General features: G+C 41.8%; 16 protein-coding genes. 4 read left to right on the top strand and 12 right to left on the bottom strand.

All coding sequences use genetic code 11. The annotated features are described in order from the left end of the window. Position 1 precedes the first annotated feature (1 nt). Both AC2CZC_RS07865 and AC2CZC_RS07860 read left to right on the top strand, forming a co-directional pair. Positions 2-1,114, top strand: coding sequence for a succinylglutamate desuccinylase/aspartoacylase family protein (locus AC2CZC_RS07865; protein ID WP_484584403.1), 1,113 nt, complete (start codon positions 2-4; stop codon positions 1,112-1,114). A gap of 195 nt (positions 1,115-1,309) precedes the next feature. Further along, positions 1,310-1,504, top strand: coding sequence for a hypothetical protein (locus AC2CZC_RS07860; RefSeq protein WP_237135646.1), 195 nt, complete (start codon positions 1,310-1,312; stop codon positions 1,502-1,504). Between the two features lie 72 nt (positions 1,505-1,576). Here AC2CZC_RS07860 and trpS read toward each other — a convergent pair whose 3' ends face one another. Genes trpS through rpe form a run of 3 tightly spaced genes read right to left on the bottom strand, consistent with a single transcriptional unit; the run spans position 1,577 to position 3,956 of the window. Continuing rightward, complete coding sequence (trpS, locus tag AC2CZC_RS07855; RefSeq protein WP_237135647.1) at positions 1,577-2,581, bottom strand: tryptophan--tRNA ligase; 1,005 nt, start codon at positions 2,579-2,581, stop codon at positions 1,577-1,579. A gap of 14 nt (positions 2,582-2,595) precedes the next feature. Further along, a complete protein-coding gene (locus tag AC2CZC_RS07850) occupies positions 2,596-3,264 on the bottom strand; it encodes an HAD family hydrolase (protein WP_484584402.1) in 669 nt (222 codons plus the stop codon). After that, complete coding sequence (gene rpe, locus AC2CZC_RS07845; protein ID WP_484584401.1) at positions 3,264-3,956, bottom strand: ribulose-phosphate 3-epimerase; 693 nt, start codon at positions 3,954-3,956, stop codon at positions 3,264-3,266. Before rpe ends, AC2CZC_RS07850 begins: the two co-directional genes overlap by 1 nt. Positions 3,957-4,128: 172 nt before the next feature. On the opposite strand from rpe, the gene AC2CZC_RS07840 reads away from it, so the two are divergent. After that, positions 4,129-4,422, top strand: a complete 294-nt coding sequence (locus AC2CZC_RS07840) for a hypothetical protein (protein ID WP_484584400.1) — start codon at positions 4,129-4,131, stop codon at positions 4,420-4,422. After that, the gene (locus AC2CZC_RS07835) at positions 4,385-4,642 is read left to right on the top strand and encodes a DUF2970 domain-containing protein (protein WP_484584399.1); all 258 of its coding nucleotides are present in this window, start codon (positions 4,385-4,387) and stop codon (positions 4,640-4,642) included. Before AC2CZC_RS07840 ends, AC2CZC_RS07835 begins: the two co-directional genes overlap by 38 nt. Here the strand turns inward: AC2CZC_RS07835 and AC2CZC_RS07830 are convergent. The 9 genes from AC2CZC_RS07830 to AC2CZC_RS07790 form a co-directional block, all read right to left on the bottom strand. Next, positions 4,639-5,484 (bottom strand): Dam family site-specific DNA-(adenine-N6)-methyltransferase, encoded by an 846-nt coding sequence (locus AC2CZC_RS07830; RefSeq protein WP_484584398.1) that lies wholly within the window; start codon positions 5,482-5,484, stop codon positions 4,639-4,641. The two genes, AC2CZC_RS07835 and AC2CZC_RS07830, sit on opposite strands and share 4 nt — an antisense overlap. A 46-nt stretch (positions 5,485-5,530) precedes the next feature. Beyond that, complete coding sequence (locus tag AC2CZC_RS07825; protein WP_484584397.1) at positions 5,531-6,979, bottom strand: SPOR domain-containing protein; 1,449 nt, start codon at positions 6,977-6,979, stop codon at positions 5,531-5,533. After that, on the bottom strand, positions 6,979-8,049 hold the full coding sequence (gene aroB, locus AC2CZC_RS07820; protein WP_484584860.1) for a 3-dehydroquinate synthase: 1,071 nt from the start codon (positions 8,047-8,049) through the stop codon (positions 6,979-6,981). Before aroB ends, AC2CZC_RS07825 begins: the two co-directional genes overlap by 1 nt. A 28-nt stretch (positions 8,050-8,077) precedes the next feature. After that, entirely contained in the window at positions 8,078-8,596 is a 519-nt protein-coding gene (gene aroK / locus AC2CZC_RS07815; protein ID WP_036975093.1) for a shikimate kinase AroK, read from the bottom strand. Positions 8,597-8,747: 151 nt separating this feature from the next. Beyond that, the gene (locus AC2CZC_RS07810; protein ID WP_484584396.1) at positions 8,748-10,781 is read right to left on the bottom strand and encodes a type IV pilus secretin PilQ; all 2,034 of its coding nucleotides are present in this window, start codon (positions 10,779-10,781) and stop codon (positions 8,748-8,750) included. A gap of 18 nt (positions 10,782-10,799) precedes the next feature. Further along, positions 10,800-11,339 carry a pilus assembly protein PilP gene (locus AC2CZC_RS07805; protein WP_484584395.1) on the bottom strand — a complete coding sequence of 180 codons (540 nt, stop codon included), beginning with the start codon at positions 11,337-11,339 and terminating at the stop codon, positions 10,800-10,802. Further along, positions 11,336-11,941, bottom strand: a complete 606-nt coding sequence (locus tag AC2CZC_RS07800) for a type IV pilus inner membrane component PilO (protein ID WP_484584394.1) — start codon at positions 11,939-11,941, stop codon at positions 11,336-11,338. The genes AC2CZC_RS07805 and AC2CZC_RS07800 overlap by 4 nt, the downstream gene beginning before the upstream one ends. After that, positions 11,938-12,540 (bottom strand): PilN domain-containing protein, encoded by a 603-nt coding sequence (locus AC2CZC_RS07795; RefSeq protein WP_484584393.1) that lies wholly within the window; start codon positions 12,538-12,540, stop codon positions 11,938-11,940. The genes AC2CZC_RS07800 and AC2CZC_RS07795 overlap by 4 nt, the downstream gene beginning before the upstream one ends. Next, complete coding sequence (locus tag AC2CZC_RS07790; RefSeq protein ID WP_237135656.1) at positions 12,528-13,607, bottom strand: pilus assembly protein PilM; 1,080 nt, start codon at positions 13,605-13,607, stop codon at positions 12,528-12,530. The genes AC2CZC_RS07795 and AC2CZC_RS07790 overlap by 13 nt, the downstream gene beginning before the upstream one ends. Between the last annotated feature and the right edge of the window lie 85 nt (positions 13,608-13,692).

Raw genomic sequence — 13,692 nt, 5'->3', positions numbered from 1 at the left:
CATGAATCAGATCAATCAAACATCCATTCAAGTTGCCGAGCTTGCAAATGGTCAAGCCATGTCTATCCCTGTGTTTACAGTTGGCGATAAAAGTACTGGCCCTCATGTCTATATACAAGCCAATATGCATGGCGCAGAAGTGCAAGGCAATGCCGTGATCTATGCACTTTTAGAAAAGCTCAAAACAGTTCGGCTGTCAGGCTCTATCACCTTGGTTCCCTATGCTAACCCAATTGGCTGCAATCAAAAGTCAGGAGAGTTTACCTTAGGTCGCTTTGACCCAATCACAGGTGAAAACTGGAACCGCATGTATCATGACCATACGCATCTGGTAGAAGAGTTTGCGAAACATCATACTGCATCATCTGAGCAAGAGATCCGCAGTGAATTTAAGAAACTGTTGATTGAAAAAACGGATGAACTGCTTAATCAGCCTTTTCACACAATGAAAACAGGCAAGCGGATCGCGGTTAATTTACAACGTCTCGCACACGAAGCGGATTTTGTATTGGATTTACACACTGGCCCCATTTCTTCAAAACACCTATATTGTCCTGAGTACGCGCAAACTAGTGCGAACCATTTCAATATTCCACATACATTGCTGATCCCCAACGAATTTGATGGCGCAATGGACGAAGCCTGTTTCTGCCCTTGGTGGACACTAAGTGAAACCCTCAAAAAACACGGTAAGCAATTCGATGTGAGCAATGAAGCGTTTACAGTGGAACTCGGCTCTCAAGAGCATATTGACCTATCAGAAGCACAGCTAGATGCTGACAGTATCCTCAGCTATCTGAGCCACAAAGAGGTGATCCTTGAAGGTGGCTACCAACCAAACTCAATCAAACGCTATGCCTGTTACTTAAAAGATTATACAGCCTTTTATGCGCCAATGGGTGGCATGGTAGAGTATGTTGCGCCGCTGGGCGGACACATTAAAGCAGGCGAGACATTAGTGAATATTTTGCGCATGGACAAATATGTGCAAGGTGAAGCTTTAAACCCGATTAAGTTTGAACATGATGCAATTGCTATCTTGCACTTTGCCTCGGCAAGCGTCAATCAAGGCACAGAGTTATATAAATTATTTACTAACTATTTTGAGCTATAAAAAATTGCGTGAGAGTAGGTAGGTCTGAGACTTACTTGCTAAAGAGTGGTGAAGTCTCATCACTCTTTTTTCCTCTGATCACACTCCTATTTGTCCCTCTTCATTATTTAACTTCTTTTGAATTTTTATCATTTTACTTTCGATTAAAATTCAATCAACCTGGTGTTCTTTTGATACAGCTAAATAAAGGAAATAATGATGAAGCTAAATAAAAAGCACCTAAAGGCACTTTCACAAGATAAACGATTGCTCCCTAATGAAAACACGCCACATATTGCGGGTGGCACAGGTTCTTGGCCTACTCCTGCAACAACCACATTTAGAAATAGAACATGCCCTACAGGAGATGCATGTAAAACTAATCAAGGTATCTACTGCGTAACGCGCTAATTAACGCCTAAAACAAAAAAGCCAAAGTGCGTCTTACACACTTTGGCTTTTCGATCTCGATTACATTTCGTTTTATGGGCGTGGAATAAATCCAACTGCGTCATAAACGGCTTTTAACGTTTTTTCAGCACGCTCGCCTGCTCTTTCTGCACCACTGCGCATGATATTATCGAGTAATGTCTGATCAGCTCGGATCTCACGAAAACGTGATTGAATAGGCTCTAGCATTTCAACAACCGCTGCTGCTGTATCCTTTTTCAAGTGCCCATACATTTTATCTTCGTATTCTGGTACCAATGCATCGACCGGACGACCTGTTGCAACAGACAACAAGGTCAACAAGTTTGATACACCTGGCTTTTCTTGGCGATCAAAATAAATGCGTGCCTGCTCGTCAGAGTCCGTTACTGCTTTTTTCAGTTTCTTCTCAATTTTTTTCGGTTCATCGAGTAAAAGCACAAATGCATTTGGGTTTTCATCTGACTTAGACATTTTCTTTAACGGGTCTTGTAGACTCATTACACGTGCACCTAATTCAGGAATATACGGCTCAGGCACTTTAAATACATCGCCATAAATATTGTTAAAGCGAGTCGCAATATCACGCGTAAGCTCAAGGTGTTGCTTTTGATCTTCACCGACGGGGACTTGATCAGCTTGATAAATTAGAATGTCTGCCGCTTGCAAAACAGGGTATGAAAATAAGCCCACGTTAACGTTATTAGCATGCTTTGAAGACTTATCTTTAAACTGTGTCATGCGGTTCAATTCACCCATCTGCGCATAGCAGTTAAGTACCCAACTTAACTGTGCATGCTCAGGTACCTGCGACTGAACAAACAACGCTGACTTCTCAGGGTCAATACCACACGCTGTATACATTGCGATACCATCAAGAACACGCTCGCGCATCAGTGCAGGATCTTGACGTACCGTAATGGCGTGAAGATCTACTAGCATAAAGAAACAATCGTGATCTTCTTGTAGCTTAAGCCACTGGTTTATGGCACCTACATAATTGCCTATTGTCATACCACCGGTTGGCTGAATGCCACTTAATACTACTGGTTTTGTCATCTTGTTCCTTTATATCAATTTTGGTTCGTTAAAATAGGAATTATATCTGAGAACTGCTCACAGAGGTACTGTGGATTAAACTGTGATAAAGCTTCACCTTGATTATACCCATAATTTACTGCAATCACTGATATCTCCGTACTTTGCGCAGCTAAAATATCATTTTTGGAGTCGCCTATCATAACAGCCTCTGCTGTTGAAATGCCTAGCTGCTCGCAGGCAAGTTGCAAAAGATCAGGTGCTGGCTTTTTGTTTCCATCATCTCCACATACAATAACATCAAAATGCTTTTCAATGTTAAGTTTTTGCAACAACTGTAATGTAAATGCTCTACTTTTATTCGTCACTATGGCTTTTGGCAACTCGCCCAATTCATACAAGCCAATTTCAACACCTGGGTAAAGTTCAGCATGTTCACCAACTAGCGCCTGATAATGTACCTTGAAGCGCTCAGTCGCCTGCTCAATAAGCGTATCTGATAAAGTAGGATTGATTTCAATATGACAGCTCAAACCGCGCTGAACTAACACCTCTATGCCATTACCAACCCATTGCTGCACCTGACCTGGCGAAACGACCGGGAAAGCCACATCTGATAACGCTAAGTTCAATGCTAAGTGCATCTCTTTAATGCTATCCACTAACGTACCATCTAAATCAAATAATATGCCTGGTAATTTCATTAGCGCACCTTCGCCAATTCTTGACGCATTGCATCAATGACTGTTTTATAATCTGGTTGATTGAAAATGGCTGAGCCTGCAACGAACATATCTGCGCCAGCTGCTGCAATTTCAGCAATGTTGTCAACTTTAACGCCACCATCTACTTCTAAACGAATTTTTCTGCCTGATGCATCAATGCGCTCTCGTACTTGTTTTAACTTATCAAGCGTATTGGGAATAAAGCTTTGTCCCCCAAAACCAGGATTCACAGACATTAATAAGATTTGGTCTACTTTGTCCATGACATAATCTAAGCAGTGTAGTGGCGTGGCAGGGTTTAACACCAAACCAGCTTCACAACCATGCTCTTTGATTAATGCAAGACTGCGGTCAACGTGCTCGCTTGCTTCGGGATGAAACGTGATGATATCCGCACCCGCTTTAGCAAAACTAGGGATAAGGGCATCTACGGGCTTAATCATCAAGTGCACATCAATCGGCGCTGTAATGCCATAATTTCTGAGCGCTTCACAAATCATCGGACCGAATGTTAAGTTCGGGACATAGTGATTATCCATGACGTCGAAATGCACAACATCTGCGCCTGCCTCAATGACTTTCTCTACATCGCTGCCCAAACGCGCAAAATCAGCGGATAGAATAGATGGTGCGATTAAAAATTCTGATTGTACATTTTTTGATAAAGACATGAGATCCCCTAATTATTAGTTGCGTCGCTACTTTACCCCAATTTATCCAAGAAATACACGCACGCGCAGTTGGCCAATTGCGAGTAAGCAACATAGAAAAGAGATAAATCGATTGTTTAATAAATATCCATAGTGTACTATTAATGAATAGCTAATCGCTGAGGGGATGGTTATGGTAACATGGCTAAAAACACGGACAGTATTGTTGGCATCCGCAGCCGTAATTTCAATTGGTGTTTTCTCTTTTGGGAATGACGACATTGAACTGGCACAAGCTAACTCATGTGAATGCGTCGACGTATCTTATAATTATAATAATCAACATTGTAAACGCGAAGCTCACACAAGTTGGTATGCTTGGTTAACCGGTGGAAGTAGCAATGCTCAGTTTCACTATCTAGATTTATTAGAGCTGTTAATTGGCTCTGATGAAAATCAAGATAGTTCTAGTATTTCTGACATTTAACGAGCTGGCTGGACGCGTTATGATGACTTTCTTCAGCATCTTTCAAAGCGTCCTCGCCGCTATGTTCGGTGTTCAGAGCAGTAAAAAATATCAGCACGACTTCACACACACGCCCTTCTGGCCTTATGCCCTCATTGGTACTCTTTTTGTCATATTGTTTGTTGTGGGACTCATCTTGCTCGTAAACGGGATAGTGCTCGCCGATCAGAGTGGCGGTTAGTTGCGAGACAGAGGCTTATTATACAAGGCCATTAATTCATTGACTTTATTTCGAGCGTTGCCCTTTGGACTAATGGTTCTTTTAACCTGTATCACGTCCAAATTAGCTTCACTGTAGATTTTTCTCGTCCACACCGTATCATGATTTGAAATTAAAACAGGCTTGTCACCTTTAAAAGCCGCGCGTTCAGCAAGATTAGCCAGCTGAGCTTGATCGTCTAAATTGAAGCCGCCTTTTGCGTAGCTGGTAAAGGAGGCTGTCTTGCTAAGAGGCACATATGGGGGATCGCAATATATCACCGAATTCTCAGGTAGACGTTTGAACACTTGCTCATAACCTAAGCAAGTGAATGTCGCATTCTGAGCTTTTTCAGCAAAGTGATATAACTCATTTTCAGGAAAATAAGGTTTTTTATACTTACCAAAAGGCACATTGAAAATGCCTTTGAGATTATATCGGCATAAGCCATTATAGCCATGTCGATTCATGTATAAAAAAAGAATTGCTCGCTCATAGACATCGACACATTCGTTGAACTGTTTTCGATACTCGTAATATGCGTCAGCACAATTATTCTGTTCAACAAATAGTTTTCTTGCGTCACTGATAAATTCATCGGGCGCGCGCTGGATTTCTTTGTATAGATTGATCAGATCAGCGTTAATATCATTCAAAATATAACGCTTGAAGTTGCTATTTAAAAACACAGAGCCAGCACCAACAAAAGGCTCTACCAAAGTATCAGCCTCACTGTTTGCACTGCGCAATCGTTTAGTGATCTCTTCCACTAAACTATATTTTCCACCTGCCCATTTAAGAAAGGCTCTGGTCTTTTTTTGCATGATCGATCTAATTACCCAAAAGTAGCGGGATTTTACACTATTTTTTTTACTGTGACTGTTGGATTTGCTGCTTTATTTGAGAGATCTGTTTAAAAAAAGGCTTAGCAGCTAATAAATCCGTCGTTAACTTAGCCCGTGCCAATTTCGCATCTTCTAAACTCGCATACGGTGCCAAAGTCACAAACCACCATGTTCGACCGTTTCTGAGCACTTCAGCAACCTTGAAATTCGCTAACCCATGCTGATTGATGAATTCACTCGCCACCTTTTTATCCGTCACAGCAAGCAGCTGTATCGTCCACTCAGAATCGGAGCGAGATAAAAACCATGTATTATCATGCGCTGCTGTAGAGATCTGTTCACTCTGAATCTCAGGGATAGGCTGAGCGACTTCCAGAGACGCATCTTCCGCTGTATCAGGCTGATAAACGTCTTGTCTAACTTCTGGTATTAATGAAGATTTCCCTTCGTTGTCAGCAAGGCTGTTTGCATCGATAAATTCAGCTTCTGAGCCTTCAATTTCTACGACTTTATCTTCAGCTATGGCAACAGAGTCAGCCGGTGAAGTAAGCAACGCACCCAATATCGCGGTGACAGCTTGAGTATCTGTTGCGTTATTTTTAGGGCTTTCCTTGTTTGCGGCTTCTATTTGGGCTGTTTGCACAGCGCTCACTTGCTCATCAAGTACTGCTTGTGCTTCTAATACCGTGGGTTCTGGGAGTAACTCTGATGGCTGCTCAGCCACGTCTTGCTTGATATACAACATATCGAGTAATTGTTTGTTATAAAGTGCGGCGATTAGGCAAAGGGTAATAATCAAAGAAAATGCACCAATAAAAAAGTGCTTTTGTTTGCCTTTTGAGGGCATATTGTACCTTAAGTCCAACTGCTGATGGGCCTGTTGCCAATCGAGTAATACGCTCGGGTTTCCCCTCGCTTCACTGATAAAAGTTGCAAAAATAGGATCGTCATCGGGAGGCAACTCAGAAAAAAACATTCTCATTAGCTGCTTAGATTCAGCATGAGATAATGGCTCTAAATGGATATCTAATGCATTGGGTAGCAGATTAGGTGCTTGTGCTGTAACCAATATGTAGAGTGTATTTGGCGCACGAGTCGCTAAATTTTGCAGTTCAGCTATTAGCTCATCACTGAGATGCCTTGCACCATCGAGCACCCATAAGCATGGCTCCGCTGGTTGCTCACTATTGAGTACAAAAAAATTTTCAGTTAAAGAAAGTTTTTGATCCACTAATGGTGCACGGAAAGTATGCTCCATGAGTTGACGTATAATATCTACATCTTTTGAGTGTGTACTAAGTTGGATAAACGCTTTAGAAAAGTCACTATATTTGTCGGTAATAAAGCTCTCTGCTAAATAGCTTTTCCCCAAGCCCGAATTACCGACCAAACAAATTAAGCTCTGCCCATATTCGAATTGCATTGCAATTCTGTCTACCAAGGCAGCGCGACTTGGCAATATTTGAGACTGCATTACCGCCCTATTAAATGACCTACATTATCATCAGATACATCATCAACTAATGCACATTCACCCATCGAGGTTGGCAAAATAAATCTGATTTTGCCTTTTTTATTCTTCTTATCCTTGCGCATATGGTGGATAAACTGCTCAGACGTCATTTCTTTAGGCGGAGCTATTGGTAGATCATACTGTTCAAGCAAGTTACATATACGTGTAACCTCGTGCTCAGTCATATCGCCACGCTGCTGTCCAAGCTGCATCGCTAGCATAATACCAGCTGCGACGGCTTCTCCATGCAGCCAATTGCCATAACCCATTTGTGCTTCTATCGCATGACCAAATGTATGCCCAAGATTCAACAGTGCGCGCAGCCCTGCCTCTTTTTCATCTTTAGCAACTATCTCTGCTTTAATTTCACAGCAGCGATAGATGATTTGATTTAAGCTCTGCGTATCAAGTGCTTTTAGCTGAGCCGCATTGTCTTCTAACAGCGTTAAAAAATCAGCATCATAGATCAATCCGTATTTAACCACTTCAGCCATACCAGCTGCGAATTCTCTCGCAGGTAAGGTTTTAAGTGAATTGGTATCGATAAATACCGCTTTAGGTTGATAAAAAGCACCAATCATATTTTTGCCAAGAGGGTGATTGACCGCAGTCTTACCACCAACGGATGAATCAACTTGGGATAGCAAAGTCGTTGGTATTTGAATGAACGGCACACCACGCTGGTACGCAGAAGCAACAAAACCAGTAAGATCGCCAATCACTCCACCACCTAAGGCAATTAGGCAAGTGTCTCTACCGCAATTATGTTCAAGTAAAAATGCACAGATCTTCTCAAACCACTCAAGCGATTTGTACTGTTCACCATCAGGAATGATAAAGTGCAGCGGGGATAAATCTCTAAGCTGTGACTCAATGACTTCGAGATATAGAGGTGCAATGGTTTCATTGCTGATGATAACTGGGCGACTGTGACCAATGTGCTCAACCAATCGCCCTTTATCGGATAGTAAGTTTTGCCCAATATAGATGGGATAGCTCCGCTCGTTTAAATCCACATTCAATTCAAGCATCACTACACCCTCCTTTTTATATTGGCAATTAAAAATCTAACTTATCTATAATTTGATTTGCGACTACTTTCGCACTTTGCTCATCAGTGCGTACAACGATATCAGCAACTTCGCTGTATAAGTGGTTTCGTTGCTCAGCTAAATCTTCTAAAATTTTTCTTGAGTCTTCACCAGTCTGTAATAAAGGACGGCGCTTATCTCGCTGTGTTCGAGCCACTTGTTTTTCAATGGGTGTTTCTAAATATACTACAATCCCACGAGCTGACAGTTTGTTACGCACTTCCTTACTGATCACTGAGCCACCGCCTGTTGCCAGAACGATGCCCTGCTTTTCAGTCAAATCTGAAATTACAGTCTCTTCACGCTTACGAAAACCTTCTTCTCCTTCGATATCAAAGACCCAAGCAATATCAGCACCAGTACGGCGCTCAATTTCCTGATCTGAATCAAAAAACTCAAGGTGTAATTGGTCAGCAATGTGACGACCAATCGTGCTTTTACCAGCCCCCATAGGGCCTACTAGAAATATATTACGTTTCTCAGCCATATCTTTTTAGTACAAACGAACTCTAAAATTTGAAATAAAACCCCGCCTAACGACCTGGCCCCAAAATTAAGGAGGGGATTATCTCAGTAATCTATTCAACATTTCAAGTCAAAAGGCGTAAATTCCACCTTTATTTGTTAATTTATCGCCATTACAAATTATCATTCATAATTCTGGGCGTGACAAAAATCAACAACTCTTTCTTTTCATTAATCTCTTTGGTGTTTCTAAATAGCACACCAAGGTAGGGAACATCCCCAAGAAGTGGTACTTTACTCACTGCGTTTGTCGTTTCTTGTTGGTAAATACCACCAAGAACGACAGTTTGGCCATTATCAACTAATACTTGTGTTTGGATCTGCTGGGTATTAATCGCCACAGCTGGGCCATTTGCGGTCTGTACTGTATCACCTCGTGTATCTTGAGTGATAATTAAATCTAAAATAATTTTATTATCGGGCGTAATTTGCGGTGTCACTTCTAAACTCAATACCGCTTTTTTAAACTCAACGGCCGTCGCACCACTGGAAGACGCTTCAACAAACGGGATCTCAGTACCTTGCTCAATACGCGCTGTTTTTTGGTTCGCCGTTGTAATACTCGGAGTCGCGATGATCTCCCCTTTGTTTTCCTGCTCTAGTGCGGATAACTCAAGATCTATCAAAGTGCCATCTGAAAGTTTCGCGATATGCATGCCAATACTTGCAGCCGTTGCCGGTGCTGGTAAGTTTACATTTAACCTGTCTTCTAAACCCGGTATCGTGCCACCTGAAAGCAAATCAGCTGCTGTAAGGTTGCCTGATACAGCATCACTGCCTTGCTGATCACTAAATCCCCAGCGGATCCCCAAATCCTCCTGGATGTTGTCAGTCACAGTGACCATACGAGACTCAATCCGTACTTGTTTGACTGGCACATCCAGTTTTTCAACCATGCGTCGTATGCTTTCAATACTGCGCGCAGTGTCTTTAATCAATAGTGTGTTGGTTCGTGTATCAACAGACACACTACCTCGCAAACTGATTATAGAGTTAACGTCCGTTTTTAATAAATCCGAGAACTCTTGCGCTTTTGCATAGTTTAATTGGATATATTCCGTATATAATGGCTCTAGTTCTTCAACTTGCTTTCTTGCCTGCAACTCTTTCGCTTCACGTGCACTCAGCTCTTCAGAAGGCGCCACCATTAAAATAGACCCTTCCATCCGTTTATCAAGGCCTTTCACACGCAGTACTACATCGAGAGCTTGGTCCCACGGTACACCATCGAGTCGTAAGGTGATATTGCCAGATACAGAATCACTCGTAACTAAGTTAAAGTTATTCGTATCTGCAATTATTTGCAGTACAGAACGGATCGGAATGTCTTGAAAGTTCAAGGTAATTGGCTGACCTTGATATGACTTGTTTTCACCAAAGTTAAACTCAGTCGTGTCTTTTTCAACCGTCAGAGTAAATATGTTGTCTAGTTGTTGATAATTAAATTTAAACGCAGAATTCGGCTCAATAACCATGCGCGTTTTAGTATTTTCTCTAAACGTTTCTATTTTACTTACAACCGTACCAAAATCAGTGACATCTAGCTCATATAAATGTTCATCAGGAATACTAATATGATGAAAATCTGCGATGATTTTATCACCAACCTGCTGTACATCTATTGCACTTTGCGCTGATTGCAAAAATGCCAACACTTGCGCTGCACCTTCGCTCGTACGTTTGAAATCAATACTTTGAATGCCGTTAATATATTGACTTGTTTTTTCCGCAGTACTTGGGTCAGGGATAGGTTTATCGGAAACCTGCAAATAAACCAAGTTATTTTTCACCGTGGTTTTATACAGCTTGAGCTCTTCAAGCAAAATAGAAATTCGAAAACCATCAGCTTCCATATTGCTTTGAATTGCACGGATCCCTGCTTTACCAATGGCCATCTGCTTTAAGCTTTCTTCAAACTCAGCATCTTTGAAAAACAATTCCAAGCGCGCCGGGTCATTCAAAACTTGAACTTGAGGCTCTCCTTCAAGCTGCTCATCAAATACCAACTGTAATTCTGTTTCACCAGAAGCAATCGGATTGTAGCGCACATCATAAAGCATGGGGATCGCATAAGAGCACATTGAAGCTCCTAAAAATACTCCACCTATCAGTGTTTTCGCAAAACTCTTCGCTAGGTTGCGCGTCATAGTCGTATCACCTTTTTATTATTCACTCGCGCCCATTTCACCAGCTTCTGGCATCTCAACTGTTGTGAGTCGCTCTTTCCAACAACCAGAGCCATCAGGGATAAGCTCCATTAACTCAATTCTATCATTGTGCACACCAACCACTTCACCATGATAAAGCCCCATATATTGCCCTTCCTTTATCCGATATAACCCCTGATCAGCGGCCTTTATCAATGCCCACGTCGTCACATTGGTTGCAATTATGCCTTTCATAACAAGGTTATCCAATGGGAATTTTTCAAGTGGATCACGCATTCTCTCAGGATCTGGGTGCAAACAATTTTTTATTTGTACGAGCCGATTTTCAATAACTTCAGGCTGAGGCGCCACAAACGGACTGCGCAATTCAGACGCTTGATATGGAAAGTGCTCAAAACTCATCATTTCAGGAATAGGGTCAATATAAGGTGTCGCACTGGCTTGTACCCTATCTATATACTCCTTTTGCTCCGCGGTATCATCATTACACCCCGATAACAGCAGTATTAGGAGCATCAAAGGAGCCAGCCGCATCATCGGCTTTCCCCTTGCTCATAACGGTAAGTTTTCGCCACCACACCAAAAACTAATGAGTTATTACCTGCATTTTCTATTCTAAAATCATGCAAACTCACTATCCTCGGCAACTGAGCTACTTTACTAACAAACTCACCAAACTCATGGTAACTACCCACAACTTCTAGATTAATAGGTAACTCCGTATAAAACTCTTTTTTCACTTCGGGTAACCAGCCAATTTTCAAAAACGTTAAGCCGCTAGAAGTGCCAACATACGTTAAGTCATCTAACAATCCTGGCGTTTCGTTCGACGTTGGTAATTTTCTCAACAATTGTGAAAACTGCTCTTCCATATCAAGCATTTGCTGTCGGTATAGCTCTAAGTTATTTGCGCGCCCATATTTTATGCGGTAACTCTTACGGAGCTCTTCTTCTTTATTTACGGCCGATTCGTAGCGGTCGATAGATGAAGACACAAGCATGGTATAACCAACAATAAGCATAATTAGCACCACCATGGTGCAGCATAGTATCTTAACGGGTAAAGGCCATTCGCCTATGTTATCTAGCTCAACTTCATTCCAATCAATTTCTTGTAATGCTTTGATATCAAATTTCACGACTCTGGTACTCCTACCTCTGCATTACCAGCCTGCTGACGCTCCTGCTCCATTTGTTCAAATGACTTAACATAAAAGTGCATCATAAAATCACTGAGTAATCTATCATCATTGCTTCCTGCAACAATGCCTTGGATCACAGGTTTTTCGAGCAAATAGGACGACTCTACCGCTCTGAGCATTTGCGACAAACGGTTATTTGACTCACTGCGCCCCACCACTTTTATCATATTCTCAGAGCGCTCCAAACTCGTTAAATACACACCAGCAGGAACAACTCTCGCCACTTCATCAATAATTTGAGTCCCCAAATTACGGTTACTTTGCAGTACCTCAATGAGCCGTATCCGACGCTGAAGATTTTCTTTTTGCTTATTCAACCCTTCGATTTCACCAATGCGCTTATCTAATTTGGCTATTTCACCTTGCAAGTAGCGATTTTTAATTTCCTGGCCTTGTCTTAATCCGTCATAAAATGTGCCCATTAAATACATAATGGCCAAACTTGTCGCGACTATAACCGCTAAGATAGACAAAAACTTTTGCTGAGATGCCTGTCTCTGTTGCTCTCGCCATGGAAGTAAATTTATATGTGGCATGCAGAAAAGCTCCTCAAAGCCAGTCCCGTTGCTATCGAGAATTGCGCACTGTGACGGTTAAGCACACTTCTATCAACTTTAGGAGCTATTTCCATATTCGCAAATGGATCGCCAATGATGCTATGTACACCTAATTCGTCGACCAAAAGTCGATCTAACCCTTCGACGAGCGCTGTACCGCCAGTCAAAATAATGTAATCCACTTGATCATGCCCACTGGTTGTCATAAACATTTGCAATGCTCTGCGTATTTGCTGCAAAAGTGAGGTTTGAAAAGGAGCAAGTACCTCAAAGGTATAATTAGGTGGTAAGTCCCCTGTTGTCTTTGCCAATTCAGCCTCATCAAAAGTCTTGTTGTAATATGCAACAATACTATTAGTGTATTGCTCACCACCAAAGACTTGATCTCTTGTGTAAAGTGTTTTTCCCGACTGTACCACACTGATCAAGGTGACGACCGCACCAATATCAATAATGGCGACGACTTTGTCATAAGAATCTGACGGTAATTGCTCGTACAACACATCTACAGACCGTGCCAATGCATAACTTTCCACATCAACCACTTTTGCCTTTAACCCTGACTCTTCCAACGCGCCGACTCGTGCTTGCACGCTTTCCGTGCGCGCAGCAGACAATAGAACATTAACTTTGGAGGGATCCGCTTCATTCACTGATAATTTTTCAAAGTCCAAACTGACTTCATCAAGTGGGTATGGGATTAAACTGTCTGCCTCAATGGCGATTTGTGACTCTAATTCAGCGTCTGTTAAAGACACATCCATAAAAATCATTTTTGTGATAACGGTTTGCCCAGAAACGGCAACCGATGCAAACTGAGTACCTTTTGGCAACCTTTTTTTCAGTTTAGAGATAACACGACCAATCGCCTCGATATCTTGGATTGCGCGTTCTTTCATCGCACCTTTTGGCAGCGGTTCAATGGCAACCGCTTCCACTCGATAGCCTGCACTTGATTCAGCAAGCAACACAGCTTTTACACAGTGCGAGCCAATATCTATTCCAACCATCAAAGGGGCGTGCTTTTTAAATATTTGATCGAACATGCAATTTACCCAAGTATTAGTTCTAGTCGTTATCTTGGCGTGCTCAATTAGGAATTAACATTTGATACGCCTTAAGTATTATGCA

The sequence above is a fragment of the Pseudoalteromonas sp. MMG033 genome (genome assembly GCF_057197785.1).
This window is presented reverse-complemented; position numbering and strand designations above follow the sequence as displayed.

Bases quoted from the DNA above. Each gene is read 5' to 3' on its own strand.
- AC2CZC_RS07865 (WP_484584403.1), top strand. From the start codon at position 2: ATGAATCAGATCAATCAAACATCCATTCAAGTTGCCGAGCTTGCAAAT.
- AC2CZC_RS07860 (WP_237135646.1), top strand. From the start codon at position 1,310: ATGATGAAGCTAAATAAAAAGCACCTAAAGGCACTTTCACAAGATAAA.
- trpS (WP_237135647.1), bottom strand. From the start codon at position 2,581: ATGACAAAACCAGTAGTATTAAGTGGCATTCAGCCAACCGGTGGTATG.
- AC2CZC_RS07850 (WP_484584402.1), bottom strand. From the start codon at position 3,264: ATGAAATTACCAGGCATATTATTTGATTTAGATGGTACGTTAGTGGAT.
- rpe (WP_484584401.1), bottom strand. From the start codon at position 3,956: ATGTCTTTATCAAAAAATGTACAATCAGAATTTTTAATCGCACCATCT.
- AC2CZC_RS07840 (WP_484584400.1), top strand. From the start codon at position 4,129: ATGGTAACATGGCTAAAAACACGGACAGTATTGTTGGCATCCGCAGCC.
- AC2CZC_RS07835 (WP_484584399.1), top strand. From the start codon at position 4,385: ATGAAAATCAAGATAGTTCTAGTATTTCTGACATTTAACGAGCTGGCT.
- AC2CZC_RS07830 (WP_484584398.1), bottom strand. From the start codon at position 5,484: ATGCAAAAAAAGACCAGAGCCTTTCTTAAATGGGCAGGTGGAAAATAT.
- AC2CZC_RS07825 (WP_484584397.1), bottom strand. From the start codon at position 6,979: ATGCAGTCTCAAATATTGCCAAGTCGCGCTGCCTTGGTAGACAGAATT.
- aroB (WP_484584860.1), bottom strand. From the start codon at position 8,049: ATGCTTGAATTGAATGTGGATTTAAACGAGCGGAGCTATCCCATCTAT.
- aroK (WP_036975093.1), bottom strand. From the start codon at position 8,596: ATGGCTGAGAAACGTAATATATTTCTAGTAGGCCCTATGGGGGCTGGT.
- AC2CZC_RS07810 (WP_484584396.1), bottom strand. From the start codon at position 10,781: ATGACGCGCAACCTAGCGAAGAGTTTTGCGAAAACACTGATAGGTGGA.
- AC2CZC_RS07805 (WP_484584395.1), bottom strand. From the start codon at position 11,339: ATGATGCGGCTGGCTCCTTTGATGCTCCTAATACTGCTGTTATCGGGG.
- AC2CZC_RS07795 (WP_484584393.1), bottom strand. From the start codon at position 12,540: ATGCCACATATAAATTTACTTCCATGGCGAGAGCAACAGAGACAGGCA.
- AC2CZC_RS07790 (WP_237135656.1), bottom strand. From the start codon at position 13,607: ATGTTCGATCAAATATTTAAAAAGCACGCCCCTTTGATGGTTGGAATA.